The organism is Sphingomonas sp. TF3 (genome assembly GCF_003985085.1).
In the GTDB taxonomy this organism is placed as follows: domain Bacteria; phylum Pseudomonadota; class Alphaproteobacteria; order Sphingomonadales; family Sphingomonadaceae; genus Sphingomonas.
The window spans coordinates 40221-60631 of the sequence record NZ_RWKS01000007.1 but is presented as its reverse complement, the minus strand read 5'-3'; the positions used below and the strand labels follow the sequence as shown (position 1 = coordinate 60631).

Annotated in this window: 14 protein-coding genes; 4 read left to right on the top strand and 10 right to left on the bottom strand. The window is 63.4% G+C overall.

Annotation, left to right across the window (positions count from 1 at the left end; translation table 11 throughout):
• Nucleotides 1–8: 8 nt before the first annotated feature.
• Together EJC47_RS07930 and EJC47_RS07925 are read right to left on the bottom strand one after the other, a co-directional pair.
• Nucleotides 9–1859, bottom strand: coding sequence for a phosphoenolpyruvate carboxykinase (GTP) (locus EJC47_RS07930; RefSeq protein ID WP_126846662.1), 1851 nt, complete (start codon nucleotides 1857–1859; stop codon nucleotides 9–11).
• A 107-nt stretch (nucleotides 1860–1966) separates the two neighbouring features.
• Nucleotides 1967–3250, bottom strand: coding sequence for an MFS transporter (locus tag EJC47_RS07925; RefSeq protein WP_126846660.1), 1284 nt, complete (start codon nucleotides 3248–3250; stop codon nucleotides 1967–1969).
• 234 nt (nucleotides 3251–3484) lie between these two features.
• Here EJC47_RS07925 and EJC47_RS07920 point away from each other — a divergent pair, with 234 nt between their 5' ends.
• Nucleotides 3485–4774 carry an MFS transporter gene (locus EJC47_RS07920; RefSeq protein WP_126846658.1) on the top strand — a complete coding sequence of 430 codons (1290 nt, stop codon included), beginning with the start codon at nucleotides 3485–3487 and terminating at the stop codon, nucleotides 4772–4774.
• Nucleotides 4775–4793: 19 nt separating this feature from the next.
• Here the strand turns inward: EJC47_RS07920 and EJC47_RS07915 are convergent, their stop codons facing one another.
• The 7 genes from EJC47_RS07915 to EJC47_RS07885 form a co-directional block, all read right to left on the bottom strand.
• The gene (locus EJC47_RS07915) at nucleotides 4794–6485 is read right to left on the bottom strand and encodes a thiamine pyrophosphate-binding protein (protein ID WP_126846656.1); all 1692 of its coding nucleotides are present in this window, start codon (nucleotides 6483–6485) and stop codon (nucleotides 4794–4796) included.
• Between the two features lie 23 nt (nucleotides 6486–6508).
• Nucleotides 6509–7402, bottom strand: coding sequence for a phosphate ABC transporter substrate-binding protein (locus tag EJC47_RS07910; protein WP_126846654.1), 894 nt, complete (start codon nucleotides 7400–7402; stop codon nucleotides 6509–6511).
• 13 nt (nucleotides 7403–7415) lie between these two features.
• Complete coding sequence (locus EJC47_RS07905; protein WP_126846651.1) at nucleotides 7416–8963, bottom strand: acetolactate synthase large subunit; 1548 nt, start codon at nucleotides 8961–8963, stop codon at nucleotides 7416–7418.
• Nucleotides 8963–9820, bottom strand: coding sequence for an HpcH/HpaI aldolase family protein (locus EJC47_RS07900; protein WP_126846649.1), 858 nt, complete (start codon nucleotides 9818–9820; stop codon nucleotides 8963–8965). The genes EJC47_RS07905 and EJC47_RS07900 overlap by 1 nt, the downstream gene beginning before the upstream one ends.
• A gap of 67 nt (nucleotides 9821–9887) precedes the next feature.
• Nucleotides 9888–10739 carry an amidohydrolase family protein gene (locus tag EJC47_RS07895; RefSeq protein ID WP_126846647.1) on the bottom strand — a complete coding sequence of 284 codons (852 nt, stop codon included), beginning with the start codon at nucleotides 10737–10739 and terminating at the stop codon, nucleotides 9888–9890.
• A gap of 91 nt (nucleotides 10740–10830) precedes the next feature.
• Nucleotides 10831–11856, bottom strand: coding sequence for an amidohydrolase family protein (locus EJC47_RS07890; RefSeq protein WP_126846645.1), 1026 nt, complete (start codon nucleotides 11854–11856; stop codon nucleotides 10831–10833).
• 163 nt (nucleotides 11857–12019) lie between these two features.
• On the bottom strand, nucleotides 12020–13000 hold the full coding sequence (locus EJC47_RS07885; RefSeq protein ID WP_126846643.1) for a PhnD/SsuA/transferrin family substrate-binding protein: 981 nt from the start codon (nucleotides 12998–13000) through the stop codon (nucleotides 12020–12022).
• Nucleotides 13001–13245: 245 nt separating this feature from the next.
• Here EJC47_RS07885 and EJC47_RS07880 point away from each other — a divergent pair, with 245 nt between their 5' ends.
• A complete protein-coding gene (locus tag EJC47_RS07880; protein ID WP_185867602.1) occupies nucleotides 13246–14487 on the top strand; it encodes a LysR family transcriptional regulator in 1242 nt (413 codons plus the stop codon).
• A 15-nt stretch (nucleotides 14488–14502) separates the two neighbouring features.
• On the opposite strand, the gene EJC47_RS07875 is transcribed toward EJC47_RS07880, so the two are convergent.
• Nucleotides 14503–16068: an aldehyde dehydrogenase (NADP(+)) gene (locus EJC47_RS07875; RefSeq protein WP_126846639.1), complete on the bottom strand. Its 1566-nt coding sequence runs from the start codon at nucleotides 16066–16068 to the stop codon at nucleotides 14503–14505.
• Between the two features lie 305 nt (nucleotides 16069–16373).
• Between EJC47_RS07875 and EJC47_RS07870 the strand changes: the two genes are divergently transcribed.
• Nucleotides 16374–17321 (top strand): amidohydrolase family protein, encoded by a 948-nt coding sequence (locus EJC47_RS07870; RefSeq protein ID WP_126846637.1) that lies wholly within the window; start codon nucleotides 16374–16376, stop codon nucleotides 17319–17321.
• A 126-nt stretch (nucleotides 17322–17447) separates the two neighbouring features.
• Nucleotides 17448–20390 (top strand): TonB-dependent receptor plug domain-containing protein, encoded by a 2943-nt coding sequence (locus EJC47_RS07865; protein WP_126846635.1) that lies wholly within the window; start codon nucleotides 17448–17450, stop codon nucleotides 20388–20390.
• Nucleotides 20391–20411: the final 21 nt, after the last annotated feature.

Below are 20411 nucleotides of genomic sequence, written 5' to 3'. Positions count from 1 at the left end.
GCGGCCGACTACGATCGAGACGCCAAGCCATTGGCGGCCGACATGCCCAACCGAGCCTCGAGCAGTGCTTGTTCGCGCCACAATGCGGACGGGACGCGATCGCCGAGCGCAGCGAGATCGGCAGCGCTGGCCTTCGCCTCGGCGATCCACGCTTCGGGTTCGACCGACAGCAGCGCCGCCATCGCGCCCTCGCGGAGCGTCAGGCCCGATACGTCGATCGCATCGGCAGCCGGCAGTCGGCCGATCGGGGTCTCCACCGCGGCGCCTTCCCCTTCGCAGCGCTCGACGATCCATTTGAGGACCCGTGCATTGTCACCGAAGCCGGGCCACAGGAATTTGCCCGCATCGTTCTTGCGGAACCAGTTGACCAGGAAGATCCGCGGCAGTTGCTTGCCATCGGATTCGGCGGTACGGCCGAGACGCAGCCAATGCTCGAAATAATCGGCCATGTGGTAGCCGCAGAAGGGCAGCATCGCGAACGGGTCGCGGCGCAGCGCGCCGACCGCATTCTCCGCCGCCGCGGTACCTTCGGACGCGATGTTGGCGGCGAGGTAGACGCCGTGGTTCCAGTCGAACGCTTCGGTGACGAGCGGCACTGCGTTGGCGCGGCGGCCGCCGAACAGGATCGCGCTGATCGGCACGCCGGCGGGATCGTCCCACTCCGCCGCGATCGACGGACATTGTGCGGCGGGAACGGTGAAGCGCGCATTGGGGTGCGCGGCCGGCTTGCCGCTGTCCGGCGACCACGGTTCGTCCTGCCAGTCTTTCAAGCCTGCGGGTGCCGTGTCGCTCAGCCCCTCCCACCACACGTCGCCATCGGCGGTCAGCGCGGTGTTGGTGTAGATGGCGTTGGCGGCGAGCGTGGCGATCGCATTGTGGTTGGTCGTTGGGCCGGTCCCCGGCGCGACGCCGAAGAAGCCTGCTTCGGGATTGACCGCATAGAGCCGCCCGTCCTTGCCGAAGCGCATCCAGGCGATGTCGTCGCCGATCGTTTCGGCCTTCCACCCGGCGATGGTCGGCTCGAGCATTGCCATATTGGTCTTGCCGCACGCGCTGGGGAAAGCCGCTGCGATGTAATGCACCTGCTGCTCTGGCGAGGTCAGCTTGAGGATCAGCATATGCTCGGCAAGCCAACCCTCGTCGCGCGCCATCACGCTGGCGATCCGCAGCGCGAAGCACTTCTTGCCAAGCAAGGCATTGCCGCCATAGCCCGAGCCGTATGACCAGATCTCGCGCGTCTCGGGATAGTGCACGATCCACTTCTCGTCGGCGCACGGCCAGGCGACATCGGCCTGCTCCGCGCCAAGCGGCATGCCGACCGAATGGACGCAGCGCACGAAGAAGCCGTCCGCGCCAAGCATGTCGAGCGCGGGCGTACCCATCCGCGTCATCACGCGCATCGACAGCACGACATACGGGCTGTCGGTGAGCTCGACCCCGATCGCGCTCTTGTCCGAGCCGAGCGGGCCCATCACGTACGGCACGACATAGAGCGTGCGCCCCGCCATGCAGCCCGCGAACAGTGCGCCCATGTCGGCGCGCGTCGCGACCGGATTGCGCCAATTGTTAGTCGGGCCGGCATCGCTCTCGCGCTCCGAGCAGATGAAGGTGCGGCTCTCGACCCGCGCCACGTCGCGCGGATCGGAGCGGGCGTAGAAGCTGTTGGGCCGCTTCGCGGGATCGAGTCGCACCAGCGTTCCCGCATCGACCAACTGATCGGTCAGCCGCGTCCACTCGGCATCGGAGCCATCGCACCACACCACCATATCGGGCCGCGTCAGTGCGGCGATCTTGTTGACCCAGTCGGAAAGCGCGGCGTGACGCGCCGTGGCGGCGCAATCGAGTGTGGCAATGGTCATAAGCGTATCCGTCCATGAATGTACGCGCCGTTCCCAACAGGGCGGCGCTTTTTTAGGTCGCCGGATGCATCGCGCGAATGATGTGCCCCCAAATTGCGTCCCGGCGGCTACGGTTGATCGTCTTCTGCCCTGAGGGACCAGGCGCGCTTCAGCACGAACGCGGTGGTGAGTGCGCCGATCACCAGGAAAACGAAGATCACTTCGATCGCGAGCGTGTAGTTTCCGCCGAAATGGATCAGCCACCCGGTCAGGATCGGCGCGACGATCCCGGCGATCGCCGTCGCAACCTGCTGAAAACCCGTGACCATTCCGACGGTCGAAGCCGGGATCAACGTCAGCCGGCACAGCGCGTTATAATTGGCGGTGGCCAGTCCCAGCCCCGACAGCGACGCCACGTTCCAGAACAACGCCACATTCAGCGACGTGGCATAAGCGCTCAGTACGACGGTCGATGCGATGGCAAACCCCGCGATGGTGAACGCCTTCCGGACCAGCACCGCGTCATGGCCGCGATCGATCAGCCGGTCGGCCGCCCAGCCGGCGGCAAGCGCTACCATGGCGATGCCGGCAAAGCTGAAAAACGCATACAACCCCATCCGCTCAAGGCTGAGGTGGCGCTGCTCGACGAGATAGGCCGGCATCCAGGTCATGCAGTAGAAGGCGAAGTAATTGTAGCAAAAGTTCACCACCAACGTGCCCCAGATCAAGGGGCTGGCCAGGAGGCGACGGGCGGAGAGCGCCGGCGCGCCGACCCGCGCCGGGCGCGCATCGCGCCGGAAGTCGTTTCGAACACACAGAACCCACGGCACCAGCCAGATCAGCCCCGCCGCGCCGAGCACGAGGAACATCGCGCGCCAGTCGGCGACGACGATCAGCCAAGCCGCGAGTGGAGCGCCGAGGGCAGGACCGATCTTAGTGCCGAACATGAAGATGCCGACCGCAGTACCGCTCTGGCGTTCCTTGAAATGGGTGCGCATCCAGCGCCAGCTCGCGGGCACCACGATCGCCTCGGCCGCGCCGACGACCAGCCGCATGGCGATCAACCCGGCGAAGCTTCCGACGAAGGCGATGCCGATCGTCGCGGCGCACCACAATGCGAAGCAGATCGCATAGGGCCATTTGACGCCATAACGATCCACCACCCAGCCGAGTGGCACCTGCAGCACCGCATAGGACCAGAAGAAAGCGGAGTTGACCCAGCCGCGATCGAGGTCTGACAGCGCGAACTGGCGTTTGAACTCCGGCGCCGCCAGCGCCGCGGACAGGCTCGTGCGGTCGATGAAGGAGATCATCACCCCGAGCGCGATCAAGATCAGGATAAACCAGCGCCGACGCGTGTCGTCCGGCCGTTCCTGGGGCGCTGCCGCGCAAGGTGCGACTTGCGGGATCATAATATTCCTATGCGCTGCCGAAACTTGCGTGCCGGCTGACACATCCCGCGAGGGTACGTAAGTCTTCAACTGCACCTCGGACAGATCATACGGACCGGACCATAACGGCGCGCGGTGCGCTGCGGTGATGCATTCTACACACCAAGCGATAAGCTGGCGACACGATCGTCGGATCCACGATGGCGTCCAAGCGCAAGATGACCGAAGCACGCGCGAACTGTCGGAAGGTCTGTCGTGTCTTCATCTCCTCACCCTTTCGCCTATCGCCAGTTTCGCCTTTTCTGGGCGTCGCGGCTCTGCTCGACGCTTGCGCAGAACGGCATGGTGGTCGTGATCGGCTGGCAGGTCTACGATACCGCACGGCGCTCACTCTCGATCGAGGCGTCGTCGATGCGGCTCGGGTTGGTCGGGCTCGCGCAATTCTTGCCGCTGTTCGCGCTGACGATGGTCGCCGGCTGGGCGGCCGACCATCTCGACCGCCGTCGGATCGCGCAATGCGCGAGCGGCCTGCAGCTCGTCGCGGCGGCGGTGCTCGCGGTGTTGAGCCTGCGCCCGGTCGTGCCGTCGCCGGCGTTGTTCGGGGTGGCGGTCGCGCTCGGCATCGCGCGGGCCTTTTCCAACCCGGCGACCAATGCGATCGCCCCCAATCTCGTACCCGTCGCGGTGCTGCCGCGCGCGATCGCGACCAATGCGATCGCCGGCCGGGTCGGCGGAATTCTCGGGCCGGCGCTGGCGGGCTTTCTCTACGCGTGGAAGCCCGCCCTCCCGCACGCTGTCAACGTAGTGCTTCTCGCGAGCTCGGTGATCGCGATGGGCTTGCTGCAATCCATTCCCCGTGGCGTCGTCCCCGGTCTGCAGACGCCGTGGCGGCGGATGGTCGAGGGGTTGCATTACGTCCGCAACAACAGCCTGGTGCTCGGCGCGATCAGCCTCGACCTGTTCGCGGTGCTGCTTGGCGGCGCGACGGCAATGCTGCCGGTTTATGCGCATGACATTCTGCACATCGGCCCGGCGTGCCTGGGCCATTTGCGCGCGGCACCTGCGGTCGGCGCGATGGCGACCGCTTTGTGGTTCTCGGTCCGTCCCCTGCGCAACCGGGTGGGGATCAAGATGCTGGGCGCCGTGGTCGTGTTCGGGATCGCCACCACTGCCTTCGGCCTGTCGCGCTGGGTCCCGCTTTCATTGGCCTGCCTCGTCCTGCTTGGCGCTGCCGACATGTTTTCGGTGTTCGTGCGCCAGTCGCTGATCCAGATGTCAACGCCCGATCACATGCGCGGGCGGGTGGGCGCCGTATCGGGGTTGTTCATCTCCGCCTCGAACGAGCTTGGCGAGGCCGAGTCGGGCTTTCTTTCCGCGGCGGTCGGCCCGGTCGCTGCAGTGGTCGCCGGGGGCATCGGATCGATTGCGATCGCCTTGTTCTGGGCGCGCCTGTTTCCCGCACTGCGCCAGGCGCACCAGTTCGGCGAGCCGACTGGCGCTCAGATCACGACGTCTGCCAAGGTCCCGGGGCCGAAGACTTCGTAAGCGCCGGCAACGTCGCGCATCACCCCATCCACCGACTGACCGGGACCGCCGACTCTTCGAGCGGTTGCGCGATGACGTCGATCAAGGTCGGACCATCATGGGCGAACGCAGCGCGCACCACCGCGTCCATCTCGGCCGGATCGCGCACCGTCCAGGCCTTGAGGCCAAAAGCTTCGGCGATCCGCGCATGATCCGAGCGCGTGAAGTCGACCGAGAAATAGCGCGCGTCGTACCCGGCGCGCTGGCTTGCCTTGATCCAGCCATAGGATGCGTTTGAAAAAACGATAAAAGTGATCGGCAGGCGCTTGCGCACGACCGTCTCGAGCTCGCCGACCGCAAATCCGAAACTGCCGTCGCCCATCACCGCGACGATCTTAGAGGCCGGCGCTCCATAGGCGGCACCGACCGACGCGGGTAGCGAAAATCCGAGCGCACCGTGCGCGCGATTCGTGATAAAGCGCCGCCCCGTGGTGTTGAAATCGAAGAAACCCGAAAAATACGGGCAGGGCGTCCCGGGATCGGCAACGATGATTCCGTCTCGCGGCAACGCCGCTTGGATCGAGGCGAGCACCCGCTCGGGTCGGATCGGCGTTTCCACAGACGCGGCGAGCGCGGTGAAGCGCGCCCGTTTGGCATTCCGTAACAGCGCCAGTCGACCGGCGCTGTCTGTTTTGCGTGGCGTGCTGCCGAGCCGAAGCGCGATCTCGCGGCCGAGCGCCGCCAGGCACAATCGCGCATCGCCGACCATCCCTGCTTCGATCCGATAATTCGCGCCCACGACCATCGGATCGATGTCGATATGCACGATCGGGATACCTCGCGCCGGCATCGTCCCGTGTTCGGTCGTCGTCGACCCAGCGCGGCAGCCGAGGAAAATCACGAGATCCGCAGCCATGATGGCATCGCGCGTCTCATTGGTTCCGCCGTTAGCGCCGACCACGCCAACCGCAAGCGGATGGTCGTCCGGGATGACGCCGTGCCCGCTCACCGTCGACGCGACCGGCGCATCGAGCAATTCGGCCAGCGCGATCAGCTCCTCGCTTGCGCCTGATGTGATGACGCCACCGCCGCACACGAAGGCCGGACGCTTGGCCCCGAGGATCGCGTCGGTACAGGAAAAAACGAGCTCCGGATCTGGCGCCGTCCGGAACGCCGGGAAGGTAGCGTGCGCCGGATTTGCCCAAACATCGTCGGCATCGAGCGTCTGCTTTTGCACATCGTACGGCAGGCCGATATGCGTCGCGCCGGGGCGGCCGGTGGTCGCCGCGCGGAATGCGGTGCGGAAGACGTGTGGGATTTGCGAGACGTGGTCGACCACCGTATTCCACTTCGTCAGCGGCGCGAACAAAGCCTTCTGGTCGAGAGCGGTCAGCGGATAACGCCCGCGCGCGGTGACCGGCACGTCCGACGTGATCGACAGCAGCGCCACCGACGATTCGTTCGCCTCGACCACGCCGGGCAGGAGGTAAGTGGCACCGCCGCCGCTCGGCCCTTCGCACACGCCGACCCGTCCGGTGACGCGTGCATAAGCATCCGCCATATAAGCGGCGCTGCGTTCGTCGCGAGTGAGGACATGATCGATGCCGTGATCGAGCCGGGCAAGTGCATCGTAGAATGGCAGGCTCGTATCGCCGCACAAACCGAAAATATGTTTGACTCCATGCTGCTGCAGCAAGTGGACTGCGGCCTCGGCGCCAGTGACAGTGTTCACCCCTTTCTCCTCCTCGGCACAGGTTAAATCGACAGCGTCGCCGTGACGTCGTCGAACAGCTCGTCGGCCGAGATCCGGCGCGGAATGAACTTCTGCTCAAACGCCCAGTCGCTCGCCAGCTGGATTCCCTTGCGGTTCTCCTCGAACCCGACCGGCGGGAAGATCGCGGGTACGCCGCCTTCGGTGAGTTTGCGGCTCTCGACGAGCATGCGGTAGATTTCTTTCACCACGTCCGGCCGGGTTCTGGTAAGGTCCTCGTGCACCACGAACATATGATTGATCGGCACCACGCCATCGCGCGCGTACCAGGCCTTGGCCGCCTCGAACGGCTCGGGCACGAGATACGCGACGCGCGGATCCTTGGGGAGATCGACGCCCTGCAGCGTCGCCACGAGCTCGCCGTCGAGCATCATCTGTCCGATGTCCGAGCCCTTGGGCAGCCGCTCGCAATTGGCGGGATCGCTATATTCGAGTAGGTGCCCCTCGCCCACGGTGCACCACGTCACCTTGTCGAGATCGACGCCATATTCGTGCTGCAGAATGCCGCGGATCCACAGTCCAGTGGTCTGGGCATAGGAGCGCACTCCGACGCGCTTGCCTTCGATATCCTTGGGCTTGAGATCGAACAGCTCTTTGTTGAAGCCGGCGCAATGGTGCTGGAAGCGACCGCTGATCGGGATCGGCAGCGCCACGAACGGCTTACCGAACGCCTTGGCCTGCAACAGCGTGACGATCGCCAGTTCGCCGCAGTCATAGGCGTTTTCGCGCAGCATCGCCTTGAAGCCGTTATGCGCCTGATCCGGTCCGCAGATATCGAGCGTCACCATGTCCGACGACACCCGACCGTCGCGGATCGACTTGGTAACGGGATATTCGGCGAGATTGGTCTTCAGCGTCGTGGTGGCAGTGGTGGCCATACGCCCTCTCCTATCAGTACAGTTTGACTTCGATCAGCGACGGGCCCGGCTCTCCGGCCGAACGCACCATCGCCCTGTGGAAATCCTCGGCATTCGAAACGCTGACGCTGGGCACGCCCATGCTCTTGGCCATCGCGCACCAGTCGATCGTCGGGCGATCGATATCGATCATGGCCATCGCCTGCGGGCCCGGCGTGCCGGCACCCATGTTGGTGTATTCGGCCTTGAGGATCGCATATTGGTTGTTGGCGAAGATGATCGTGGTGATGTTCAGGCCTTCGCGCGCCTGCGTCCATAGCGACTGGATCGTGTACATCGCGCTGCCATCGCCAACCATGCAGAACACCCGCCGGTCGGGACACGCGAGCGCCGCGCCGGTCGCGACTGGCGTGCCATAGCCGATCGAGCCGCCCATGTTGTTGATCAGGTCGTGCGGGCGCGCGCCGACGGTAAAGCCCATTGTCTGGCGTCCTGTGGTGAGCGATTCATCGACCAAGATACAATGATCGGGCATCGCCGCGGCGAGCGCATAGGCGATGCCCTCGGGAGTCAGCGCGCCCGACGGGATCGGGGTCTCGACACGTTGCTGCACAAGCCCCTGCGTACCGCCGAGGCCGAGCGCCTCGACCAGCATCTCGAGCCCGGCAACGCTGTCTTCGTCGGTCTCGACCAGCGGGTGGACGATCGTCTGCGGGCCTTTGAGCAGGCTCGGCTTGTCGGGATAGCTGAAGAAGGCGACCGGCTCGCGCGTCTCGAGCGTCACGATATGCTTGAACTCGGCGAGGAACGCCTGCGCCAGCGGCACGGCATAGGGGATGCGCTCAAGCGGCGTGCGCCCCGCGCCACGCTCGATCCGCGCGGTGAAGAATTGCGAACCGAGCCGCGCGCCGGTGCCCGCGGCGATCTTGCCAGCGAGCTCGAGCGCACGGCCACGGGTCGCCTTGTTGCCGAGGATGATCAGCACCGGCTCGCCCGAGCGCAGCACCTTGGCGACCTGATCGACCCGCGCGGTATCGGGTGCCGCGCGTGGCTTGACGAGGCCCTTGGGCACGACGACCTCGCCCGCATCCTTCCAGGCGGTGTCGCCCGGCAGGATCAAGGTCGCGATCTGCCCGGGATGCTCGGATGCCTTGGCGACCGCGGTTGCGGTATCCCACGCGATTGTGGTCGAGCCCTCGGCGCGGCGCACCCAGTGGCTCAGCGGTCGCGCGAGCCCCTCGATGTCCGAGGTCAGCGGCGGATCATATTTTAGATGGCTCGCCGAATGCTCGCCGACGATGTTGACCATCCCCGAGCTGGCGCGCTTGGCGTTGTGCATGTTAGCGAGACCGTTGGCGAGTCCCGGCCCCAGATGCAGCAGCGTCGAGGCCGGCGTGTCCTTCATCCGGTACCAGCCATCGGCGGCACCGGTGCAGACGCCTTCGAACAGGCACAGCACGCTCTTCATTCGCGGGTTCTCGAGCGCGGAAAGAAAGTGCATCTCCGACGTGCCGGGATTGGCGAAGCAGATGTCGACGCCCTGATCGACCAAAGTCGTGACGAGGCTTTCGGCGCCGTTCATCAGTAGCCCGCCAGTTCGCGGCCCTGGCCGACGACGCCATAGCTGCGCGACGGTGCCGACATCAGGAACTTGTAGCCCTCGCCGAGAAGCCGTTCGACATTCTTGGCGCCGGTGTGCGGGTTGCCGACCACAACCTTATGCTTGTGGCAGGTCTCGACGATCTTGGTCATCGCGCCGAGCACTTCGGGATGTTCGTATTGCCGCGCATAGCCGAGCGCCTGCGAGAGATCGCCCTCGCCGATCAGGCAGAAGCCAATGCCTGGCACGTTGGCCAGCATGTCATCGAGATTCTCGATCGCCTCGGGGCTTTCGATCATCAGCCCTACGAGCAATTCGCCATGCGGCGCGAGCGGCCAGACGTCGGCCTTCGCGTAATAATCGGGCTGGCTGAGCCCCCAGTAGCGCGCCGCGGTGGCGGGACCATCGCCGCGCACGCCCTTTGGCTCGTACAGTGCTGCGCCGGTCGGCTTGGCGTAGCGGCACGAGGCGACGGCGTTGTATGCCTGCGCCGTCGTCGCGACGTGCGGGGTGATCACCCCATAGACGCCGCGATCGAGCACCTGCTTTGCCTGAAACTGGTTCATCTCGACCCCGTTCGCCGGGATGCGCGCGATCGGCGTCACCGACGGCGCGACCGAGCCGGTCTCGGCAATCTTCTTGCGGTTGAGCATGTATTGCAGCGCGTCGCCGAGCACCGCGACGTCATAGGGGTTGTGCTCCATCTCGAACACGATGCCGTCATAGGGCGCGTCGGTCATCTCCTGCGCGGCGAGCTTCTCGACTTTGGAGAAACAGGTGAACGCAGGCTTCCCTGCTTCCCAAGCGCGGATGATGCCGTTGAGGCGGGTGTCGGCCATGTGTCGTTCCATATTTCGTTATTGTTAGATTGAGGTGCGACGAGCGGCGGCGCCGGCTCCAGAGATATCAGTCCGCCAGACGCGGATAGAGGATTTGGGCGGTCTTCCCGAAGATCCAGGCCTGGTCATCTTCAGACAAATTCGAGAGACGTTCTCTGGCCGTTCCCAAAATCGCGGCAAGCGACCCTTCGGACGTCGGATAATTGGAACCCCAGGCCATCCGATAGGCACCGAACATTGCGACAAGCTTTGGAAAAAGCGTCTCGGCTGATGCGGCCCCCTTTTGGGAATCGCCCATGATCCGTGGTGTGAGCTTGAGGAAAATTGATTCAACCGCCGCAAGATCGAACAGGCTTTGCGCGGCGGCATAGGGCGGGCCGTCAGTGACATCGGGGCGGCCAAGATGGTCGAGAATGATGGGCACGTTTGGAAAGCGCTTGGCCAGCGTCGCCACCGCCCCTAGCCCAACCGGACCAGTCTGGATGCACATCGTAAGTCCCAGCTCACCGAGCAATTCCCACGCCGGATAGACGCGCGGGTCATCGAGTTCGCTCGGATCAAAATCCTTGGTGCTGCCGCCGGTGAACACCCGCAGGCCGCCCAACCCCTTGTCTACCCAAGCGCGGATCGTCGCGATCGCGTCAGGCGCAAGCAGATCGACCGAGCCGACCGGGATGAGGCGATCGGGATAGGCGTTGCAGGCATCGACGACGTAGCTGTTATCGAAGCCGTAGGTGGTCGAACTATGAACCACCGCGGCCTTGAGAACCCCGGCCTCGTCCATCGAAGTAATGAGAGTTTCCACCGTTGACGGCCGCTCCTGCGACCAGTCCGAGCGCTTGCCGAACAAAGGCGCCGGCGGATAGCGCGCTTCGTCATTCGAGATAACGTGCGGGTGAATGTCGACGATGGAAGACATCGGTGCTCCTTGATGTTCGGGGATAATAGCTTCCGCTGCCGCCGCCTTCGCGCCCGACCGCTGCGTCGGATGCGAAGCCGAGATGCGCCGTTTACAAGCTCCTGGCCTTCAGCCGCGCGTCCAGCCGCGGATAGACGCGGCGCGCATTGGTCTCATAGATCTTGTGGCGATCCGCCTCGCTTAGCGACGGGATCGCATCCACATAGCGCTTGGTGTCGTCGAAATAATGCCCTGTGTCGGGGTCCTTGCAGCGCACCGCGCCTATCATCTCCGAGCCGAATAGCACGTTGTCGGCCGGGATCACCTTTGTAAGCAGTTCGACACCCGGCTGGTGATAGACGCAGGTGTCGAAGAAGATGTTCGCGAACATTTCCTCGAGCGGACGTTCCGCGATCTCAAGCGACATGCCGCGATAACGGCCCCAGTGATACGGCACCGCGCCGCCGCCGTGCGGTATAACGAAGCGCAGCGTCGGGAAGTCCTCGAACAGCTTGGATTGCAAAACCTGCATGAACACTGACGTGTCAGCGTTCAGATAATGCGCGCCGGTACCGTGAAAATTAGGATTGCACGATGCGGCGACGTGGATCATCGCGGGCACGTCGAGTTCGACCAGCGCTTCGTACAGCGGATACCATTCCCGATCGGTGACGGGCTTACCGGTCCAGTAGCCGCCGGTCGGATCGGGATTGAGGTTACAGCCGACAAAGCCGAGCTCTTCGACGCAACGCTTGAGCTCGGGAATGCTGTTGGCAGGCGGCGCTCCAGGCGACTGTGGCAATTGGCAGACCGGCACGAAGTTGTCGGGATAGAGTTCGGTTACGCGGTATACGGTGTCGTTCGACAGCTCGGCCCACTCCAGGCTGGTGCGCTCGTTGCCGAGATGATGCGACATCAACCCGGCAATCGGTGAGAACAGTGTCAGGTCGCTGCCGCGCTCCTGCTGAAGCTTGAGCTGCCCGCCGCCAACGCCTTCGCGAATCTGATCGTCAGTGATGCGGCCTTCCCTGATCCTAGGCGCGTTGACGGGGTCATCAGCGAACTCGACCTGCTTGGCTCGCCAATCGCGGAATGATTTGGGCACCGTAGTGAAATGACCATGGCAATCGATAATCATATGCTCTCCTGCGCGTTCGCAACGCGACATCGATCGTTAACTCCGTCTACGGAAATGCCGACTTGCAACGGAGATTGATTATGACAAGCGGCGCATAAGTCTTGAGCGTGCGAACCGCGAACCGATGAGACCGCTATGGGGACGGCCGCTCGCAGGCTGGTCCTTATGCGCGGCCACTTTCCGGATCGACGAACAGTTCCTCGAGCGACATACGCCGCGGCGTCAGTCCCTGCTCGAAGGCCGTCTTCTCCAGTGCTTCGATGGTCTGAATGTTGGCCGCAATGCCGTAGGGGAGCGGGTCATGGCCGACGATCGACCGCAACTGATCGTAGCGCTGGTCCGACGCCGTGGTCGCCTCGCCTGCGTCGAGTCGAGCGAGCCACTCGTTCTTTGCCCGGCTGAATGCGTCGAAGATCGACTTTGCCACCCACGGATGCTCGGCCAATACCGAATCCTTGACCACAATCGTGCCGTGCATGGGATAGATGCCGGTGCGCGTGTAATATTCGGTTTCCAGCTCTTGGGCATTGGGAAACAAATCGGGATAATCTGCTTCGACTTCTTTCCAGCCGCCTGTCGGCGCGCCGGTGCGCCCGATGCCTGCATTAGCTTGGAAGCCCGCAACTAGCTCTCCATCAGCCATCATGTCCGCAAGCGAGCGTCCCTCGGGCGCGTGGATCACATTGAGCGGCAGCCTCATCTGCGTGACATGTTCCTCGTCATCGACCACCCACGTGATCTTATCATTGTCGACTCCGAACTCGTCGATGAGCACCTGACGGGTCCACACGCCGGTGGTGACCGAATAGGCGCGCACGCCGACCTGGTGCCCCTCCAGATCCTTGGGCGTCTTGATGCCCGCTTCAGGTCGCACCAGCAGTCCGGCGTGATGGAACCGACGCATCACAAAGATCGGCAGCGCGACGAACGGCGCGCCATAAGCGCGCGCGATGATATAGGTCGTTGGCGCCAGCTCGCATACGTCGAACTCCACCTGCCGTACCATCCGGCGGAATGCGCCAATCTGCGGCTTCACCGTGATAAACTCCGCGTCCACGCCTTCGATCGGAATAGACCCGTCGCGAAGCGCTGCGGTGTGCGGGGCGTCCGCCACCGCAAACGTAAGGTGAACTCTGTCTGCCAAGATTGCTCTCCTGAGGGCTAGCGCTGCCCGGTCAATTGGATTTCGGCAATTTACCGCCGATACGACCACGCTGAAGGAGAGGAGTGCATCGCCCGACAGTCAACTTGACCGCTACCTAGACCATTCACGCGCAGCGCCGTTTCAATGACCCCAATTGAGCCACCCGCGCTGCTTTCAGGCACGCACACACGACTTCCATAGGTGATAAGTTTTGTGATAGACCACTCTCGGAGAGGATGCCAAAAATGATACAATCGGATGTGCATCAGCGCGCGGATCTAGTCAGTTTTCGCCAGCTTAAACTGTTCGACAGCATTGGTCGCTTGCGCAGCGTGCGCAAAGCATCGGAGGAGTGTAACCTCTCTCAGCCTGCGGTCACCCAGGCGCTCGCCAAGCTTGAACAGCAGGTCTGCGTTCGATTGGTTGAGCGACGGGCAAGCGGCAGCTATCTCAACGAGTTCGGCGAGATCTTCTACAAGCGCGCGGCGCGTTTCTTCGAGCAGGTCGAGCATGCGCTGATTGAGCTGGGCGTTCCTGGCGGAGAGGAAGGCGCGCGGGTAATCCTCAAGCGCATTTCCCGCTCGCAGACCCGAGGCTTGATCGCAATCATCGAGCATACGTCGTTTGCACTTGCCGCACAGTCGCTCGCGTTGTCCCAGGCGTCGCTGCAGCGCGCTACGCGGGACTTGGAGAGCAATCTACGCAGGTCGATCTTCTACCGCACGGCGACTGGTATCGTGATCACCCAAGCGGGCCTCGAGTTCGGCCGCAAGATTAAGCTCGCAACCCAAGAAATTGCCTGGGGCATTCGTGAACTGGACGCCGCTCAAGGCAGCTCGGCAAGCGAAATCGTGATCGGCGCAATGCCGTTTGGCGGCAGCGTACTGCTTGCGTCAGCCCTGGACGACTTCATCTCCGCGTATCCGCAGGTCGACGTACACATCCTAAACGAAAATGCGTCGGTAATGCTGAAGAGCCTGCGTTCCGGCGACGTTGATTTCGTGATCGGCCTCTTACCCGAAAAAGCGGAGGAGGATCTTACGCGCGAGGCTTTCGCCCGAACCCCTTATTCAATTGTTGGACGGAACAGGCATCCGCTGTTGCGCAAGGGCAAGCCGACAACCGACGATCTGCTGGCCTACGACTGGGTAGTAGGGACAGTGGGGTCGAGCCGCAGAGCGTGTTTCGACGCGCTATTCGAAAACCGTCGCGGGCCGCACGCTTCGATCGTCACCTGCGCGGTCCCAGTCGTGCGCCGTCTGCTCGAGCGAAGCGACAGGCTGACGCTGATGACGTCCTATGAGCTGATCAACTCGGACGACAATCTTACTGCAATCCCATTCGATGCGATCAACCCGGTGCCGTCGATCGGCGTGACGATGCGCAAGGATTGGCTGCCGACCCAGCTGCACACCGACTTTATCGAAATTGTGCGACGGCGCATGAAATTACCGGTCGTCCGCCCGCACTTGAAGCAGGCCACCTGACGCAATCCGGCCAGGTCATTCGTCGGGCTTTCCGTCGCGCAGTCGGGGCAGGTCGAGCGGATTGGCGTCCTGCAAAGCACGCGGCAGCAGGGCGTCGGGGATATCCTGATAACAGACCGGCCGCAGGAAGCGCTCGATCGCCGCCGCGCCGACCGAGGTCGTCCGGCTGTCGGACGTCGCCGGGAATGGTCCGCCGTGCACCATCGCATAGGAAACCTCGACGCCGGTCGGCCAGCCATTGGCCAAGATGCGCCCGGCCTTGCGCTCAAGCAACGGCATCAGCGACAGTGCTGCCGCATGATCGCCCTCGTCGAGCTGCAGCGTTGCGGTGAGCTGCCCCTCCATCGATTCCAGGATCGTTGCCACTTGCGCGATGCTTTCGCACCGTACGACGATCGACGCCGCGCCGAACACTTCGTGCGCGAGTTCGGGGTGCGCGACGAACGCTGCCCCGTCGGTAACGAATAGCGAAGCCTGCCCGCGATTACAGCCGGTGCCCGTCGCACCGGAGGCGACACACTCGACCGCGGCATGGTTGAACAATGCCACAACGCCGCGGTCATAGGCCGCATGAATCCCCGCGGTGAGCATGACCTGCGGCTGCGCCTTTTCCAGCGCCGTCGCGGCCGCAGCCAGGAACGCGTCCAGCTCGGCACCGGCTAGCGCCAGCACCACGCCGGGATTGGTACAGAACTGGCCCGAGCCAAGCGTCAGCGACCCAACATATCCCTCGCCCAGCGCAACGCCGCGATTTGCGAGCGCGTGCGGGAACAGCAGCACCGGGTTTACGCTCGACATTTCGGCGTAGACCGGGATCGGCTGCGACCGGGCGCGGGCGATCTCGACCAGCGCTAATCCGCCCGCGCGCGAGCCGGTAAAGCCGACCGCCTGGATGCGAGGATCGGCAACGAGCGCCGCGCCAAGGTCGTTCGAAGGCCCTTGCAGCAGCGAAAATACCCCCTCGGGCAAGCCGCACTCGATGATCGCGTCGTGCACTGCCGCCGCGACCATTGCCGAAGTGCCGGGATGCGCCGGATGCCCCTTGACGACCACCGGACACCCTGCGGCGAGCGCCGAGGCGGTGTCGCCACCCGCCGTCGAGAAGGCAAGTGGGAAATTGGACGCACCGAACACCGCGACCGGCCCGAGCGCGATGCGACGCTGTCGCAAATCGGCGCGCGGCGGCGCGCGATCCGGCAGCGGACTGTCGAGTGTGACGCCGGCCCACCGTCCGCCGCGTAATACGGTGGCGAACAGCCGCAGCTGCCCGGTCGTGCGACTGCGCTCACCGGTCAGACGCGCGTGTGGCAGCCCGCTTTCGAGCATCGCGCGCTGGACCAGCGCGTCGCCGAGCGCGTCGATCTTGTCCGCCACGATTTCGAGAAAGCGGGCGCGCTGCTCGGGATCTATTTCGCGAAAGGCATCGGATGTCGCCGCGGCGCGCCTGCAGGCCTCGGCGACATCGGCAATCGTCGCGACCGGAAAGTCCGGGGCGACCGTGGCATTCTGCGCTGGATCGTGGGCACGAAAGGTGTCCTCGCGCTCGACCCTCTCAGCGCCGTTCAGAATTTTTCCATCCATCTCTTCTCTCCGATCGAGCGGCCAAACACGCGGCGATAGCGCCACCTAGCCCGTTCCGGCGTAACGCCGGTGATAAGTATCGTGCGGAAGGACGTTGAAAGCTTTGGACCGGCACCCGGGCATGGCCGCGCGCCGCAGTATAGCAAAATCTGTTGGCTTCGACCGCAATACAGCTTTGCGCAGTCGCGGTGATTCCGGCAAATGTCTTTCAACAATGGAGAGGAAAATCACGCAGATAGATTTTGCTATTATTGCAACTACGCTCACGATTAAATGTGTAGAGATATAACTATACAGAGTAAATATTGGCTTCGTTGTTCTATAGACAAAAACTTCAATCGCGTGATCTTCGATACTCCTTGCTTGAAGGCGAGGATAGAGATTTTATGAACATCGTCGACACTCACCCCCACGTCGTATCGTCGGATACGGCGCGCTATCCGATCTCACCGCTTGGCGACAAACGCTCGGACTGGTCGCATGAACGGTCGATCACCACCGAAGAGCTGATCACCGCGATGGATGCGGCCGGCATCGCCAAGGCGGCGCTGGTGCATTCCTCTACGACCTATGGATTTGTCTGCGATTACGCAGCCGACGCGATTGCTGCTTATCCCGATCGTTTGACCGGCGTCTTCTCGGTCAACGTACTGGCGGACGACGCCGTCGAAAAGATGGAGCACTGGTATGCCAAGGGGCTGACCGGAATGCGCATCTACGTCAAAGGGACCACAGTCACGACCGCGTGGCTGGCGCTCGACGACCCGCGCCTGCTCGCGGTCTATGAGTGCGCGGCATCGCTTGGGATCACTGTTGCGGTCAATGTGAACGCGGCCGACGGCTTCGCCGCGCTCGAGGCGGCCTTGCAGCATGCCCCAAAGGTAAAGTTCCTGCTCGATCATGCTGGGCGAGCTGACTATTCGAGCGGCGAACCCTTCCCCTTGGCGGCGCCGCTGCTCGGCTTGAGCCGCTTCCCCAATCTCTACCTCAAGGTTACGTCGGTCAATTTTCTCAAAGGCAAAGGATGGAGCCATCCGGCCCCGATCCTCGAGCGGCTCGTATCCGAATTTGGCGCGGATCGCTTGGCCTGGGGCTCAAACTATCCGGCAAGCCCGGGCGGTCTCATGACATTGCTGGATGTGGCGATCCGTGGCTGCGAGACCCTTTCGGCGGCAGACCGGGAATGGATCTTCTCGAAGACCGCGCTCAGCCTTTATCCAGCACTCGCGTCGCCTGAAATGATTGCTGCTTGAGTATAAGATAACGACTGATCAGAGTATCCGGCGAGATCACATAACTGACAGCCGCACAAATTCCAAATAATATGGTCAACCTTTTCAGAAGAAGGCAATTGACCGGACCAAGGTGAGGATAATATCATGTCTTTTAAAGCACAGTTGTTCTTAAGCAGTGTCAGCCTGCTCGCTTTTGCAACCTCGGCGCGAGCGCAGCAGACGGCGCCTGCGCCCGCGCCGACGTACAGCGATGCGCCGGACGCCGCCGTCGAGAGCGGTCAGACCGCGGCAAGCGAAAAGGCGCCACAAGGCGCGGCCGGGGCGAGCGATGGCGCCGCGACGGCGACCGCGCAGGACATTGTCGTGACCGGCTCGCGCATCGCGCGCAACGGCAACAGCAGCCCGTCGCCGGTCACCGTCGTGGGCGTCTCCGACGTTCTCACCACTACTCCCGGCGTATCGCTCGGCGAGGCGCTCAACACCATTCCGGCATTTTCCGGTTCGCGCCAGAGCACGTCCAATCCCACCAACACCGGCGCGCAATCGGGTGGAAACGGCGCCGCTAACGCGCTCAACCTGCGCAACCTCGGCTCGACCCGGACGCTGATTCTTGAAGATGGCCGGCGCGTGCCGCCTACGCTGTTTAACGGCTTGGTCGATGTCGACATCATCCCGCAGATGCTGATCGACCGTGTCGACCTCGTCACCGGCGGCGTCTCCGCGGTGTATGGCTCGGATGCCGTATCGGGTGTGGTGAACTATGTGGTGAACCGTAAGCTCCAAGGCTTTCGCGCGCAGGTCAGCTCGGGCATCTCGCGCTACGGCGACGATGCGCGCAACGACATCGGCGTGGCGTATGGCACGAAGATCGGCGACCGGCTGCATATCGAGGCCAGCTACGAATATCGCACCGAGGATCCGATCACGAGCCGCGCCAGCCGCCCTTACCTCAACCAGGTCGGCGTGACAGGTGCGGGCACGACCGCCAATCCCTATGTCCTGCAGACCAACCTGCGCCAGTCGGGCTTTCCCGCGGGCGGCCTCATCACCAGCGGCGCCTTGGCGGGCAAGGAATTCAGCGCCAATGGCGTGCTTACGCCGTTCGTGGCCGGCATCGCCACCGGTACGTCAGGCGTCCAGATCGGCGGCGATGGCGGCTACTTCGATGGCAGCCTCATCAGCGGCAGCGTGGCGCATCAGGCGTTCGGCCGTGCGGACTACGAAATCACCGACAGCATCCATGCCTTTGTCCAGGCGTCGGGCGACTGGAAGACCAACACCAGCGATGGCGATTCGGCCCAATTGTCTAACGTCACGATCAACCGGACCAATGCGTTCCTGCCCGCCACTGTCCAGTCGCAGATACCCGTGACTCAACAGACGTTCACCTATAGCGAATTACTCAACCAGATTCCCGATGCACACGAGAACATCGTCTCGCGCCAATATGTCTTCACCGGCGGCTTCGATGGGAAGATCGATCGCTTCAAATGGGCGATCGACTATACCCATGGCAGCACTACCCTGATCAACACGCTATCCAATGACGTCAACCGGCAGAAGCTGTCCGCCGCGCTCGATGCGGTGTCGAGCAATGGCCAGATCGTTTGCAATGCATCGCTGACCAACACGGCCTACGCGAATTGCGTGCCGTTCAATGCGTTCGGGCCGTCTGCAGCGAGCGCCGCGGCAATCGCCTACGTCACCGATCCCGTCACCTATCGAACGCTGACCACCACCGACGACGCGACCGCGCAGATCAATGGCGACCTGTTCCAGGGCTGGGCCGGCCCGATCACCGCAGCACTTTCGGGCGAATGGCGGCGCATCGCCTTCAAGTCGACCAGCACCTCGGCGCCGTCGAACGTCGCGGATTGCACGGGCCTGCGCTACAATTGCGTGACCAGCACGAGCTCCGCGGTCGCTGCCACCGCGCTCAACGACTTCCAATTCGGCGCGTCGCCGGGCGGACTCAGTCAGACCGTGTGGGAAGTCGCCGGCGAGGTCGAAGTGCCGGTGCTGAAGGATCTGTGGATCTTCAAGGCGCTCAACGTCAACGGCGCGGCGCGCTACACCAACTACAGCACGAGCGGACACTATGTGACGTGGAAGATCGGCGGCGATCTCGAGATCACCGACAGCCTGCGCTTTCGCGCCACGCGGTCGCGCGATATCAGGGCGCCTACGCTGTACGAGCTTTACGCGCCGAGCAACCAGACGATCGTGCGCTCGCTCGACGTGCTGACCGGACTTAGCCCGTCGACGCCGCAGGTGACGCTGGCGAACCCGACGCTGACCGCGGAGATCGGCAACACCTTCACGGCGGGCGTCGTGTGGAAACCCACGCACAGCCTGAGCTTCGCGGTGGACGGCTATCACATCAACATCTCGAACGCGATTACCCAGGTCACCGGGTCGACCACAAATCTGCAGAACGCATGTTACGCAAGCGGGGGCACTTCCCCGTATTGCGCGCTGCAGGTGCGCCCCAACGCGATCACCGACACGTCGGCCGCCAACGTCGTCAGCAAATGGCTTGTGCAGAACATCAACCTGTCGGAGATCGATACCTATGGCATCGATGTAGAGGCCAATTTCTCCTCGCATCTGTTCGGCCGCCTGTTCCAGGCGCGCGTTCTGGCGGCGTACCAGCCGCACATCAAATATATCCAGCCCGGCGTGGCGACGGTCGACCAGGGGGATGTCGCGTTCGGCCCGCTGGGCCTGTACGCGGCGCCGTCCGTGCGCATCAATGCCAACGTGCGGTATCAGTTCATCGACAACATGACGGTCGAGATCGGCGAACGCTATCGCAATCCGATGAAGCTCGGCGGCGATCCGACCCAGGTGTTCGTCGATAACCATATCGGCAGTTTCTACACGACAAGCCTCAACCTGGCGTGGGACGTAAAAAGCAGAGGCAATGCGTTTCAGTTCTTCGTCAACGTCCAGAACCTGTTCGATGCGCAGCCGCCGCTCGGCGCCTATTCGGGCAACGGCACCCGCGCCGGGCTCCGCGATGGTTTCGCGATCGGCGACGATGTCCGAGGCCGATATTTCACGGCCGGCGCCAAGGTCCAGTTCTGAGCCGGTCGCAGCGCCCCCCAT

Bases quoted from the DNA above. Each gene is read 5' to 3' on its own strand.
- EJC47_RS07930 (WP_126846662.1), bottom strand. From the start codon at position 1,859: ATGACCATTGCCACACTCGATTGCGCCGCCACGGCGCGTCACGCCGCG.
- EJC47_RS07925 (WP_126846660.1), bottom strand. From the start codon at position 3,250: ATGATCCCGCAAGTCGCACCTTGCGCGGCAGCGCCCCAGGAACGGCCG.
- EJC47_RS07910 (WP_126846654.1), bottom strand. From the start codon at position 7,402: ATGGCCACCACTGCCACCACGACGCTGAAGACCAATCTCGCCGAATAT.
- EJC47_RS07905 (WP_126846651.1), bottom strand. From the start codon at position 8,963: ATGAACGGCGCCGAAAGCCTCGTCACGACTTTGGTCGATCAGGGCGTC.
- EJC47_RS07900 (WP_126846649.1), bottom strand. From the start codon at position 9,820: ATGGCCGACACCCGCCTCAACGGCATCATCCGCGCTTGGGAAGCAGGG.
- EJC47_RS07895 (WP_126846647.1), bottom strand. From the start codon at position 10,739: ATGTCTTCCATCGTCGACATTCACCCGCACGTTATCTCGAATGACGAA.
- EJC47_RS07890 (WP_126846645.1), bottom strand. From the start codon at position 11,856: ATGATTATCGATTGCCATGGTCATTTCACTACGGTGCCCAAATCATTC.
- EJC47_RS07880 (WP_185867602.1), top strand. From the start codon at position 13,246: ATGATACAATCGGATGTGCATCAGCGCGCGGATCTAGTCAGTTTTCGC.
- EJC47_RS07875 (WP_126846639.1), bottom strand. From the start codon at position 16,068: ATGGATGGAAAAATTCTGAACGGCGCTGAGAGGGTCGAGCGCGAGGAC.
- EJC47_RS07865 (WP_126846635.1), top strand. From the start codon at position 17,448: ATGTCTTTTAAAGCACAGTTGTTCTTAAGCAGTGTCAGCCTGCTCGCT.